Here is an 11,937-nt window from a genome sequence, read left to right as displayed (position 1 = left end):
CCCTGCCCCCTGCTCCCTGCCCCCAGCCCCTCTGCCTCTTCATCCTCGACCTTTGGCGAATAGGCTTAAACCTTCTGTGCCGATATCTTTGAAGATATCCATCTAACAGCTGTCTAAGTGCCAGATATGGTTTATGGTCGCGATCGAGCCTATTTGGGAACAGGTTGGGCTTATCCACTGCATTTAAGTGTGCAAGGTGGGATACAACTTAGCCGTGAAGATCAAAAAGTTAAGGAATCTATTTGGATTATCCTCCGCACTGGAGTAGGTGAGCGGGTTTATCGGCCTACTTTTGGTTCACGCTTGTCGGAACTGGCGTTTGCACCCATGAATAGCGATACCCTACTGCGAATCCGTCTTTATGTGTTGGAAGCTTTAGAAGTTTGGGAACCACGCATTACTATCGATGAAGTTCTGACTGATCCTGACCCTGTGCGTGGCAGAGTGGACATTATCATCAATTATCGACTCAAAGACGGCCCCGATATTTATAGCTTTGTTTATCCTTATTATTTGGTTTCAGCTGGGGAGGAACCATGATACCAATTCGTAATTCGTAATTCGTAATTACGTTTTATGATGGGGATTTAGCGGAAAGTGCGGTTTTCTCCTACAGGGAGAAGAGAAGCAACTTTGCAAGACAGACACCGACAAATTTCTGGCTGTATAGCCAGGGGATTTAAAAACTAATAAATCTAAATTTAATTACGAATTACGAATTACGAATTACGAATTATTAAATCTGTCACATTCTTTTTTAAATTGGTATGAACTTTGACTTTTTACCGAAATTACCTTCTTCCAACTTAGACGATCGCGCCTTCGATGATTTGGTGGAAGAATGTATTATGCGTATTCCGCGCTATTGTCCAGAATGGACTGACCACAATCTCAGCGACCCTGGAATTACGCTAATTGAGTTATTTGCTTGGTTAACTGACCAGATGTTGCTCAGATTTAACCAAGTACCTCGGAAAAATTATGTAGCTTTCTTAGAATTACTAGGTATTCGTCTCCAGCCTCCCGCCCCAGCCCGCACGGAATTAACTTTTTATTTAAGCGCTGCACTACCTGAAGCCTACACTATTCCAGCAGGATTAGAAGCCTCAACTATCCGCACTGAAACTACAGAAGCGATTACTTTTAGTACAGATTCTCCTCTAATTATCGGCAAACCCCGCATCCAACATTTCTTAACTGCCCAAACCACCGAAGATATTCCCCAATCTCTGCGCGAAAGAGTCACAACTTCATGGACTCGTCAATCTAACGGTTACTGGACAGGTAATGAACAACCGATTTTTGAAGAGGAACCCCAGCCTGGGAACTGTTTTTATTTAGCAATTAATTCTGATGATCCTTTAGACGCTAATGTTTTAGAAATTATTTTCCAAGGGGCTGCGGCTACCCCTGCTGGGATTAATCCCAATCAACCACCCCGCAAGTGGGAAGCCTGGGATGGGGAAAATTGGCAATCAGTTTTATTGCAAGAGTCAGATGATAAGACTCGCGGGTTCAGTTTTTATGAAATCGCCCAAGAGGGTGGAAACCCGTCTCAAGGTGCAGAAGTACGTCTGCATTTACCTCAAATTTGGCCTGTGGCTAATTTTACCTCTTACCGAGGTCGCTGGTTACGCTGTAGTTTTATTAGTACAGAAGCGAATGAATCTGGTTACAATCGTCCGCCACGAATTATTGGTTTAGCAGTGCGTTCAATTGGCGGTACTGTTAGGGCTAGTCACAGTACGCTGATTCAAGATGAGCGCCTGGGAATTAGTGATGGTACACCTGGTCAGAGTTTCCAATTACAAACAGCACCAATTTTAGAACGGAAAGAAAATGAGTATATTTTAGTTACTCCCGCAGGTGGTTTGCCGCAGAAGTGGACTGAGGTGAGAGATTTTGCTGATTCTGGGCCGCATAATTTCCATTACACCATCGATTCGATCACTGGTACAATCCAGTTTGGGCCGCTGATTCGGGAACCTAGCCAACTTAAACAGCAAACCCAAGTGCGATCGCGAATTCAGCAACCACAACTAGACAACACATCTGTACAAGTTCTAGAAAATAACCAATCTGAACACCAGTATGGGGCGATTCCTCCCCGTGGTTCAGAGATTAAAATGGTTGCTTATCGTACAGGCGGTGGCAGAGAAGGCAATGTTCAAGCTGGGGCGATCCAGTTTTTGAAGTCTGCATATCCTTATATTGCTAGTGTGATAAATCCTGTACCAGCAATTAATGGGGCGGATGCCGAATCGCTGGAGCAAGCTGTAATGAAGGCTCCCCGCATCCTCCGCACGCGCGATCGCGCCGTCACTGCTGAAGATTTTGAAGTTTTAACTCAACAGGCGGGTGCAGGTGCGATCGCCCGCGTCCGTTGTTTGCCAGTAAATTCTCGTAGACAAGCTGGTATAGTTAGTTTGCTGGTAGTACCATTCGCAAATACAGATGCGATCGCTCAAGGCAATGGCATGAGACCAGAAGAATTTGCCCTGAGTAATGCCCTCCAAGAGCAAATTTTGAGTTACTTAGATGAAAGACGGTTATTAGGGGTACAAGTAGAGTTACAAGAACCAAATTACGTAGGTGTTTCTGTACAGACAGAAATTGCTTTAGAGCCAGCATACAACAACCCTTTTGCCAGCGAAGAAATTCGCCGAAATTTAAGGCGATCGCTGTATAAATATTTAAATCCATTGACTGGAGGAATCGACGGCAAAGGTTGGCCATTTGGGCGACCAGTTTATACATCTGATATTGTGGCATTACTGCAACAAACCCCAGGCGTGCGTCATTTAGGCCCCGTCTTACTATTTCCCATCCGCAAGCAAGGAGAAAATTGGCGACGACAACCATCACCAGAACAATTGATTGACCCAGGTTCGGAAGGTTTAATATGTTCTTGGGCTGATACTAATCTGCGTTCCAATCACGACATCCAAATAATTCGTAATTCGTAATTCGTAATTCGTAATTTGTAATTTGTAATTTGTAATTTGTCAGTAGTTATTCTCCCCCAAACCTATGGTTCAAAGTCGCTCTAGTCCATCTGTACGCATTCAATTAACGCCAATGCAAATTCCTGAAGCTTTACCTGTGGCAGGTTTAGCATTTGCGAACGCAGATATGGATGTTGCTGGACGTACTTTACTTTTGCATCCTGGGCATCCCAGTGAGATGATTGTACAAGTGCAAAACTTAGAACAGCGTCCTTTGCGGGTAAGCTTAAGCGTTGAGGGAAACTTCCCGTCCCAGTGGTGTCAGATTGGCACAGAAGGCAGTGAAATACCGCCTCGTGGACAAATGGATGCTGTCCTCTACTTCTCAATTCCTGACACATTTTTTGAAGACCAAGAAGCGATCGCTCCTGGAAAAAAAGACAAGCTAACGCTCAATTTTCGTAGTCTAGTTACTCTACATATAGACCCAGGCACTGACAACGAACAAATCGAGAGAAGCGAGTATTTCGATTTATACATCCGTCCCTACACTGCTTACATGGAATTCTTGCCGATTTTGTATCGGGAAGTAGACTTTATTGGTCGCTTCATGAAAATATTTGAGCAAGCTTTTCAACCAATAGTTAATAGTTACAATGTCATGTGGGCAAACCTCGATCCCTTGACAGCACCGCAAGCATTACTACCCTTCATGGCTCATTGGGTTGCTTGGCAAGTAGATTCTGTTTGGGATCTTCAACAACAGCGGCGTTTAATTCGCCGGGCTGTAGAACTTTATCGCTGGCGAGGAACTCGTAAAGGATTACGCCTCTATTTACATCTTTATACTGGTTTACCGCTAGACGAACATTTACCTAATGAAGCTGATAAACATATCAGTATCACAGAACCTTTTGGGCCAAGTTTCATCATAGGAGATGCCCAACTAGGAAATGCAGTTTTAGCAGGTGGGCAACCATATCACTTTATAGTGCGTTTGCGTTCAAATATTTCTAGTGGCATTATTAATGAGCAACTGATTCAAAGGATCATAGAGCAAGAAAAACCTGCTTTCTGCACATACGAATTATCTATCGAAAATCCCCCTAATTAAATAATTCGTAATTCGTAATGACGCTCGCGGACTCGCTACCGCTACGCTAACGTAATTCGTAATTAAGTAAAATTAAACAGACTTTTAATCCAAAATCTAAAATCCAAAATTACTATGTCCCATCCTTTTCCACCCCCACCAATTAAATCCTTTGAACGCCTACAAGCCGCAGACGGGTTACTAATTAATGCTGAACGCTGGCGCACAGCCCATGATTACCACCGTAATCGGCAAAATGCCCAATATCAAAGTTTAAACCAACCAGGAATTGTCTGCGGTTTAGGCGTTCGAGATGTGACTGCCCCAAGCCAAGTTGAAGCTAAATATCGAGATGGGCGTTGGGTGCAAATTCAACCTGGTATTGCAATTGATTTAGCGGGTAATTTAATTGTTGTACCGACTTCTTATGATTTTCCCATTGATATAGAAGTAGCAAGTTCTGAACCACTCATGATCTACTTAGTAGTTAGCTATGTAGACCCTGACGAATTGCGGCGCGGACAGCAAAGAGATATTGTTCAAGAAACTTATCGAATTGACCAAAGGAACTCTACACCACTCAGTTCAGAAATAGAAATATGCCGCATACTCCTGCAACCAGGGCATACTGAAATTACCCAACCTGCGGATGCTTTCTTTCCTGGATATAACAATATTGATTTGCGTTATCGCCGTCAAGCACAAATGCGCCCCCAAGCACTTGTGTGTATGGCGCAGGCAAATCATAGCGATCCAGAATGTGCGCGTAATTTTTTCAGCCTTTCGTATTTGTTACAAGCAGTAGAACCCTTGTATCCTAGTTTGCGAGGGGCTGATGAACCAGGGCAGGTTTCTTTAGGAGAGAATATCCAAGATTATGACCTACTTTATCTAACCGGCGGACAAGCCATATCTTTAAATAGTCTCGAATTTGAATCTCTAAAAAATTACTTAAATTTAGGTGGTGTGCTTCTAGTTGATGCACCAACAAACGCTAATGCTCTAATTGAGAGTACTCAAGCATTAGCACAACAGTTAGAAAGTCCTTTAAGACCTTTAGAAGAATTGCAACGGAGTCATCCTTTAAGGACAAAACCTTTCTTATTTGCTGCCTTGCCAATGGTTAATCAACAGCAGATTAAACTGTCAATTGGTGGAGGAATTATTTTAGCAATTGGAGATTTAGCAACTGCTTGGGGACTGGATAGAGAATTAACTTTACCCAGATTGACCATTCGTACAGCCCAGGAATTAGGAATTAATATTCTTCACTATGCTTGGAAGCGGCGACAGTTGATCGGTTTGCAACAGGAAGATAATTCAGGGCAGTGGTGAAAGCCAAGTTAGTAGATTGAGTATTGCTTTAATGTAGAGACGTTACATGTAACGTCTCTACATTATTATTCTAAAGATGGCTATTAAGCATCATCTAAAGCCGCAATTCCAGGCAATACCTTGCCTTCAAGCAACTCCAAGCTAGCGCCGCCGCCGGTGGAGATGTGGCTCATTTGGTCGGCTAAACCAACCTTTTCCACAGCCGCTACTGAGTCACCGCCGCCAATGATGGTGGTTGTACCAGTTTTACCAATTTCGGCGAGGGTATGAGCGATCGCTTCCGTACCTACGGCAAACTTATCAAACTCAAACACACCCATTGGCCCGTTCCAAATTACCGTTTTGGTATCTGCAAGAGCTTCTTGGAAAAATTTCACCGAGTCTGGCCCAATATCCAAACCCATCCAACCATCTGGGATATTCTCAATGCTAACGGTTTGAGAATTGGCATCAGGGGCAAAGTTATCTGCCAATACCACATCTGTAGGAAGCAATAAAGCAACACCTCGTTCTTTAGCCTTAGCTTCCAAAGACTTCGCTAGTTCTAGCTTGTCTTCTTCTACCAACGACTTACCGACATTCAAACCACGGGCTTTGTAGAAGGTGAAAATCATTCCACCACCGATGATCAGTTTGTCGCATTTTTCCAGCAGCGTTTCAATCACGCCAATTTTGCTAGAAACTTTGGAACCGCCAATAATTGCTGCCAAAGGACGTTGGGGATTTTCAATGGCGTTTTGCAGATATTGCAATTCCTTTTCAACCAAATATCCAGCCACAGAAGGGCTGAGGAATTTAGTTACACCTTCAGTAGAAGCATGGGCGCGGTGTGCAGTACCAAAAGCATCATTTACATAAAAATCAGCATTAGCTGCCAATTTTTTCGCAAATTCTGGGTCGTTTTTCTCTTCTTCTTTGTAAAAACGGACATTTTCCAGTAACAGCACTTGACCATTTTGCAACGCGCCAACTTTAGCTGCAACTTCATCACCAATGGAGTCATCAGTTTTAATGACTTCTTGTCCCAGTAACTCAGAGAGACGTTTGGCAACGGGAGTTAGGCGTAATTTGTCATCCACACCCTTGGGACGACCAAAATGGCTTGCGAGAATGACCTTAGCACCCTTCTGCGTCAAATCTTTGATGGTTGGTAAAGCTGCGCGAATGCGAGTATCGTCGGTAATGTTGCCTTGATCATCCACAGGCACATTAAAGTCAACCCGCACTAAGGCACGTTTCCCAGATATATCAGCCGAAGATAAACTTGCTAAACTTTTTTTGGACACACCAAACTCTCCTGATTGCCTTTTTGTTATTGTTTTGAAAGTAGAACCATCAAGATTTTACCGGAGTCAGGGGTGCCCAAGTGACAGATATATTTAAGACAGTACTATTTCCTATTGATCAAAGCCGGGAAACACGGGAAGCTGCTGATGTTGTTACCAACGTAGTTAAAAAGTACGGCAGTCGCTTGGTACTGCTGTCTGTGGTAGAAGAACCGCCTCCAGACGCGCCTAGTCCAGATCCGATGGTGTCACCAGAGGTAGTTGCCAAACTGCTAGAAAATGCTCAATCTTTATTTTCTGGGCAAGGAATTCAATCCGAAGTCCTGGAAAGACAAGGTAAACCAGCTTTTACTATCTGCGATGTCGCTGATGAAATTGGGGCAGATTTAATTATTATGGGCTGTCGGGGTCTAGGCTTGACTGAAGAAGGAGCGGACGATAGTGTTACCACTCGCGTGATTAACCTTTCCCCTTGCCCAGTGCTGATTGTGCCTTAGCAGTGATCAGTGCCTAGGAGCGAGTGTGTTGCTCAATGCTAGAATCTATCCCACTAATGCAAGAATGTGGTAATTTACTTCGCCTTAAGTCCCCACTGAATTCTGATTACAGAATTCAGTGGGGACTTAAGGTGTAAAAGTTAATGCTGACATAGTTGGAATCCTTGTGTTACAACTTGGCAGACCAATTTAATAATGCATTGGAATGGGTGAATCAGATTTTGGGAATAATCCTCATAGTGTATGAAAGCATCATTTTGATTGGGCTGCGCACTATGAGAGCGCAATTTCTAAGAAAAAAGCCAATTTATTACTGTTTATTTATTGCATTTTGTTGCATTTTGTGGATTTATTTGGCATTAATTCCAGCTAACGCAACGTCTACAGGGTCTATTGATACTCTGCGACAACAGCAGCAACAAATGAACCAGCAGCGTCAGAGTGTGGTTAACGATCGCGATCGCTTAACAAATCTCCAACAAGAGGCCCAAAAACACCTCACTGGTTTAAAGCAAAATCTGCAAGCTACAGATAACTATATTCAAGAGAGCGAATCACGATTACAACTCGCCACCCAACGCCTCCAGCAGTTGGAAACTGATTTAGCTGTGGCGGAACGTTCTTATGAAGAGCGGCAAATAGCAACAGTAGCACGATTGCGTTATCTTCAGCGATCGCCTGCTTCTGTTGGATGGGCAGTTTTGCTCCAAAGTCAAAATATCAGTGACTTTATCAGCCGTCGTCATCATTTGAAGTTAGTGTATCAGGCAGACGAACAAATTTTGCTAAAACTCAATGCCCAAGCAAACTTGATAAATCAACAAAAAACGGATGTAGAACAACAAAAAAACGAAATTGCCTTGATTCGTGAGCAACTGTTGGCACAAAAAGCCGATTATCAAACCCAGGCGCAATCACAATCAGAATTAATTCAACGCCTCAATAGCGATCGCCTAGCCTTAGAAGCAGCGCAAAACCAGCTAGAGAGGGAATCAAAAAATCTGGAAGTCTTGATTCAACAAAAGGTAGCAGAAGCCAGAGCAACAGAGGAGGCGCAAGCAAAAACCAACAGCCGTACCAGTGTCATTATTCGGGGAACTGGAGTAATGGCATATCCTAGCGATGCTTATACTAGCAGTCCCTTCGGCTGGCGGATGCACCCCGTTCTCGGCTATCGCCGGTTTCATGCTGGGTTAGATTTTGCCGCTGGTTATGGTAGTACAATTCGGGCAGCCGATTCGGGAAAAGTGATTTTTGCTGGGTGGTATGGTGGTTATGGCAGAGCGGTAATTATTGACCACGGCAATGGTATTACTACACTGTACGGACATAGCAGCGAGTTGTATGTTGCTGACGGACAAGCAGTTGAACGCGGACAAGCGATCGCGGCTGTCGGTTCCACAGGTTTATCAACTGGGCCCCATCTCCACTTTGAAGTCCGTCGGAATGGTACACCCGTAGACCCAGCTAATTATCTTTAACCCAAAAACCAAGTTTTTCTAGGCTGCAAATTTTATCACAGACGTGCTATAATGTGTAAGACTAAGGGCGCGTAGCTCAGTGGATAGAGCAACAGATTCCGGTTCTGTGGGTCGGGGGTTCAAATCCCTCCGCGCTCGTTACCTTTACAAGACTAACCACAAAATCGAGAGGTCATTTTCTCTCACGCGATAAAACCAATCTACCCTATGAGACAGAATTGCAACGGATAGCTGGAATACAGAAAAGTTATAGGTTAGACTTGGTAATATAAATTTTGCTTATAATTCATTTATAAAACCTGTCTCTGATCCACGGCACAACACCCTATGAATATCTGCTCTACAGCCCCAAAATCTCCCGTCGCAATGATGGGCGCTTACGAGACAGAGACTTGAAGAAATACCAGCACATTGAACTAGGCGGCTGGTGGTGTAATGTATGCAGCGATCGCAATTCCGGGAGTAAACGCAGGATACCGCACCCCCCAGGATGAGTACGGTATTGCCATCGGTAAACCATCTCTGATTCCCGACTTAAAACATTTTGCAACACAGGGGAGACAGGTTAACATCTGCTTTGACCAGGACAACAAACCTGAGACAGTCCAGCGAGTCAGAACCGCTATCAGTCGCATGGGACGGCTGCTGGTAAATGAGGGTTGTTCGCTGCGAGTGATAGATTTACCTTTAGGACCAGAAAAAGGAGTTGATGATTTTATCGTTGCCAAGGGTCAGCCAGCATTTGAAGCACTCTACAACACTGCCGTTGCACAGGAATTGTGGGAAATCAAGCTGTTTACCTTGTTGACTTACCCGCCAGCGATCGCACAAAACCATCGATTCCGTTAAAGCGGCATCAAGAATTACTTGAATGTTTCCATTTATGAAAAATTGACCCCGATTGCGTAGGTGTAGCCCGTCGTAGACATCGCTCAAAAGTTACTTGCCAAAATTGATTTGAAATTGGACTATGTGGGTCGGTTGGGTAAGCGTGAAAATCGGGAGTGCGTTTACCAGTTTGTTACCCCTGATGATGAGCGTGATTCGATTTTTAGGCAGTGGTTAAATCGGGATGAAGCACTTCAAAGTGAGTTGGTGTCTGTTAATTTGTCTATGTTAGAAAGAAGGCGCGTCTATGTCGATTTATTTTCATCATCAGACTGTAAACCCTGTAACCCACAACGTACATCCGATCTAAGCCCCAGCGATAGCCGTTTCTACGTCTTTTGATACAAGTTTATTTAATTTTGAGAGATTAATCAGAGATTAATGAGATACTAAGTTGAAAAACGGTTCTTCAGATAAAAACTTATGACAACCGAGCAAGAGCTTCAATCTCTTTTTAATACCTTAGATAGGGATCAAGACGGCAAAATCTCAATTAATGATCTTTTTTTAAGTCCTGGCTTAAGTGCAATCATTTCATCAGAAACAAATAGCACTAGTCCCCAGGAATTGCTAGTAAATTATGATTCAGACAAAGACGGTAGTATTACTTTTGAAGAGTTAAAGGAAGCAGTTGAAAAAGCAAATAATTTAAACTAGCAACCTAATTCCTAACACCCAATACCCAAAAATCCTGAAGCTGAAATTGCAGCAAGGTTTGGACAGCGCTGGTCAGTTCTACCAACAGCTAGTCTCCACAATAGGCTCGGCTGTTGGCATTGCTGATGGTGAGCCTTACTGGAACGCATACCTGGGGCAGTGGCAGATTTGGGTTAACTTTAAGAGCGGGTGTACCTCTGTGGTGTGCAATTGGTTGGTGGCGGTGTAGGTCAGAGTAGTACACTATTCCATCAAAACCGTTACTGTGAGTTGGTTATTTTGCAGTTTCCCAGTTTGGAGCAAATAATCTCTATTGCCTTGCCCTTGAAAAAAACAATTTTGTGTTCGTTGTCTTGTCTGTCACTTAAAGTAACGGGAGCAAGGTTTGTTTTAGCCTAACATTGAACCTGAATCAACTTCCCACTGATGTTTGAGCAATTCTTGGTAAGTCGCTTCCCTAACTATCATCTGCTTATAGAGCATCAGCAAGAACTCTTGAGCTTGTTCACGGGACATCTGCTGCACTTGGTCTGCAAATGTTCTCAGGCTAAATTCTTGTTCTAAAGATAATTCAATGGGTTGATTCATCGCTGTATTACCTACTCTTTTATTTGAGTTTGCTTATGTAAGCAAATATTGCTTTATATAAATAAATATTACGATGGCTTTACAAAAATCAAAGGGGTGTAAACCGTACCGGCGTAGGTTAGAAATGCCGTATCTACTGCTGAAAACCTTGATATCACTCCATTGTGGCAACCCAAGTAAAAACCTAAGTTCTCAATTTTCCTACTTTGAGGTTTTTAAAAGCATTTTTAGCCTCTGCTTGCGGCTGGCGATCGCTGTTGGAGGAGATGGGCAATACCTTGGGCAAGAGTGGTGAGCGTCGCGGCGGGAGTTTGAGAATCTGAATATGACAAATTTGCTCTTTGCCGGGGTTTACCTTAAACAGCAGAAGGCTCACACTGAAATGGTACTCCATTCAGTGTTGTGATGAATGTGCGTGAGTTGAGGAGTGTAGTCTGACCATATTTGAGCGTAGCGAAAACAGGAAAGACTACTGCGACGAAACAAACAAAATATTTGTTTTTGATAATTCAATCGTCGAAATATGTGTTACTGTGAATAAGTAAACACGGTAAGGTCGATGCCATGTATAGAGCAATTAAAGTTAGAATTTATCCCACTGATGAGCAAGAATCTCATCTAGCTCAATGTTTTGGTAATACCCGATGGTTGTGGAATTATATGCTTAATGCCACTACTATTGCCTATAAAGAAACGGGGAAAGGTCTTTCTAAGGCAGCAATGGATAAGTTACTGCCTGGGTTAAAAAAAGAATTTGAATGGTTAGGACTTGCGTACAGTCAAGTATTGCAGCGCGTCACATTTAACCTTTCAAGTGCTTTTGTCAACTTCTTTGAAGGACGCGCTAAATTCCCTAACTTTAAATCTAAACATGCTTTGCAATCTATTCAATATCCCCAAAACGTGAAACTGATGTCAGAGGACTCTGTGATTAAGTTTCCTGGGAATTTGGGTTTAATGAAAACCGTGTTTCACAAAGAATTACCGGATGCAAAATTCACGACTGTAACAATATCGAGAAATGCTGACGGTAAATACTACGCATCTATTCTTTTTAATCAAGAAAATACGCCAGTAGTAGCTATTAGAGACGCAATCGGTGTGGATTTAGGATTAAAGAACTTTGCTATAACGTCAGTTGGTTCAAAATATGACCTACCTAAAAAG

General features: G+C 43.1%; 14 protein-coding genes and 1 tRNA gene. 12 read left to right on the top strand and 3 right to left on the bottom strand.

What is annotated here, in order from left to right; genetic code table 11:
• The first annotated feature begins 126 nt into the window (after positions 1 to 126).
• The 4 genes from F8R90_RS15320 to F8R90_RS15305 all read left to right on the top strand — a co-directional run bounded on the left by F8R90_RS15320 (position 127) and on the right by F8R90_RS15305 (position 5,373).
• Complete coding sequence (locus F8R90_RS15320) at positions 127 to 540, top strand: GPW/gp25 family protein (RefSeq protein ID WP_196511449.1); 414 nt, start codon at positions 127 to 129, stop codon at positions 538 to 540.
• A gap of 227 nt (positions 541 to 767) precedes the next feature.
• A complete protein-coding gene (locus tag F8R90_RS15315; protein ID WP_196511448.1) occupies positions 768 to 2,966 on the top strand; it encodes a putative baseplate assembly protein in 2,199 nt (732 codons plus the stop codon).
• Between the two features lie 64 nt (positions 2,967 to 3,030).
• Positions 3,031 to 4,059: a phage tail protein gene (locus tag F8R90_RS15310; RefSeq protein WP_190899271.1), complete on the top strand. Its 1,029-nt coding sequence runs from the start codon at positions 3,031 to 3,033 to the stop codon at positions 4,057 to 4,059.
• A 114-nt stretch (positions 4,060 to 4,173) separates the two neighbouring features.
• Positions 4,174 to 5,373, top strand: a complete 1,200-nt coding sequence (locus F8R90_RS15305; RefSeq protein ID WP_196511447.1) for a DUF4159 domain-containing protein — start codon at positions 4,174 to 4,176, stop codon at positions 5,371 to 5,373.
• Between the two features lie 83 nt (positions 5,374 to 5,456).
• Here the strand turns inward: F8R90_RS15305 and F8R90_RS15300 are convergent, their stop codons facing one another.
• On the bottom strand, positions 5,457 to 6,659 hold the full coding sequence (locus F8R90_RS15300; RefSeq protein ID WP_196511446.1) for a phosphoglycerate kinase: 1,203 nt from the start codon (positions 6,657 to 6,659) through the stop codon (positions 5,457 to 5,459).
• Positions 6,660 to 6,748: 89 nt separating this feature from the next.
• Here F8R90_RS15300 and F8R90_RS15295 point away from each other — a divergent pair, with 89 nt between their 5' ends.
• The 7 genes from F8R90_RS15295 to F8R90_RS15265 all read left to right on the top strand — a co-directional run bounded on the left by F8R90_RS15295 (position 6,749) and on the right by F8R90_RS15265 (position 10,411).
• Positions 6,749 to 7,156: a universal stress protein gene (locus tag F8R90_RS15295; RefSeq protein ID WP_190899313.1), complete on the top strand. Its 408-nt coding sequence runs from the start codon at positions 6,749 to 6,751 to the stop codon at positions 7,154 to 7,156.
• A gap of 275 nt (positions 7,157 to 7,431) precedes the next feature.
• Positions 7,432 to 8,637, top strand: a complete 1,206-nt coding sequence (locus tag F8R90_RS15290) for a murein hydrolase activator EnvC family protein (RefSeq protein ID WP_196511445.1) — start codon at positions 7,432 to 7,434, stop codon at positions 8,635 to 8,637.
• Positions 8,638 to 8,702: 65 nt separating this feature from the next.
• Positions 8,703 to 8,775 (top strand) — tRNA-Arg (locus F8R90_RS15285).
• Positions 8,776 to 9,072: 297 nt separating this feature from the next.
• Complete coding sequence (locus tag F8R90_RS15280) at positions 9,073 to 9,486, top strand: DUF3854 domain-containing protein (protein ID WP_331000662.1); 414 nt, start codon at positions 9,073 to 9,075, stop codon at positions 9,484 to 9,486.
• A gap of 108 nt (positions 9,487 to 9,594) precedes the next feature.
• Positions 9,595 to 9,867 carry a hypothetical protein gene (locus F8R90_RS15275; RefSeq protein ID WP_196511444.1) on the top strand — a complete coding sequence of 91 codons (273 nt, stop codon included), beginning with the start codon at positions 9,595 to 9,597 and terminating at the stop codon, positions 9,865 to 9,867.
• Positions 9,868 to 9,948: 81 nt separating this feature from the next.
• The gene (locus F8R90_RS15270; RefSeq protein WP_196511443.1) at positions 9,949 to 10,182 is read left to right on the top strand and encodes an EF-hand domain-containing protein; all 234 of its coding nucleotides are present in this window, start codon (positions 9,949 to 9,951) and stop codon (positions 10,180 to 10,182) included.
• A 46-nt stretch (positions 10,183 to 10,228) separates the two neighbouring features.
• A complete protein-coding gene (locus F8R90_RS15265; RefSeq protein ID WP_196511442.1) occupies positions 10,229 to 10,411 on the top strand; it encodes a hypothetical protein in 183 nt (60 codons plus the stop codon).
• Between the two features lie 161 nt (positions 10,412 to 10,572).
• Here the strand turns inward: F8R90_RS15265 and F8R90_RS15260 are convergent, their stop codons facing one another.
• Complete coding sequence (locus F8R90_RS15260; protein ID WP_196511441.1) at positions 10,573 to 10,770, bottom strand: NblA/ycf18 family protein; 198 nt, start codon at positions 10,768 to 10,770, stop codon at positions 10,573 to 10,575.
• A 184-nt stretch (positions 10,771 to 10,954) separates the two neighbouring features.
• Positions 10,955 to 11,164 (bottom strand): hypothetical protein, encoded by a 210-nt coding sequence (locus tag F8R90_RS15255; RefSeq protein WP_196511440.1) that lies wholly within the window; start codon positions 11,162 to 11,164, stop codon positions 10,955 to 10,957.
• A 170-nt stretch (positions 11,165 to 11,334) separates the two neighbouring features.
• Here F8R90_RS15255 and F8R90_RS15250 point away from each other — a divergent pair.
• The coding region (locus tag F8R90_RS15250; protein WP_196511439.1) for an RNA-guided endonuclease InsQ/TnpB family protein at positions 11,335 to 11,937 on the top strand (603 nt) is incomplete at its 3' end.

The sequence above is a fragment of the Nostoc sp. NZL genome (assembly GCF_015714705.1).
Taxonomy (GTDB): domain Bacteria; phylum Cyanobacteriota; class Cyanobacteriia; order Cyanobacteriales; family Nostocaceae; genus Nostoc; species Nostoc foliaceum_A.
Note: the sequence above shows the minus strand (reverse complement) of the source record. Positions and strands in the feature narration are given on the sequence as shown.

Coding starts and splice junctions, on each gene's coding strand:
- F8R90_RS15320 (WP_196511449.1), top strand. CDS start 127: ATGGTTTATGGTCGCGATCGAGCCTATTTGGGAACAGGTTGGGCTTAT.
- F8R90_RS15255 (WP_196511440.1), bottom strand. CDS start 11,164: ATGGAGTACCATTTCAGTGTGAGCCTTCTGCTGTTTAAGGTAAACCCC.
- F8R90_RS15305 (WP_196511447.1), top strand. CDS start 4,174: ATGTCCCATCCTTTTCCACCCCCACCAATTAAATCCTTTGAACGCCTA.
- F8R90_RS15260 (WP_196511441.1), bottom strand. CDS start 10,770: ATGAATCAACCCATTGAATTATCTTTAGAACAAGAATTTAGCCTGAGA.
- F8R90_RS15290 (WP_196511445.1), top strand. CDS start 7,432: ATGAGAGCGCAATTTCTAAGAAAAAAGCCAATTTATTACTGTTTATTT.
- F8R90_RS15310 (WP_190899271.1), top strand. CDS start 3,031: ATGGTTCAAAGTCGCTCTAGTCCATCTGTACGCATTCAATTAACGCCA.
- F8R90_RS15270 (WP_196511443.1), top strand. CDS start 9,949: ATGACAACCGAGCAAGAGCTTCAATCTCTTTTTAATACCTTAGATAGG.
- F8R90_RS15280 (WP_331000662.1), top strand. CDS start 9,073: ATGTATGCAGCGATCGCAATTCCGGGAGTAAACGCAGGATACCGCACC.
- F8R90_RS15315 (WP_196511448.1), top strand. CDS start 768: ATGAACTTTGACTTTTTACCGAAATTACCTTCTTCCAACTTAGACGAT.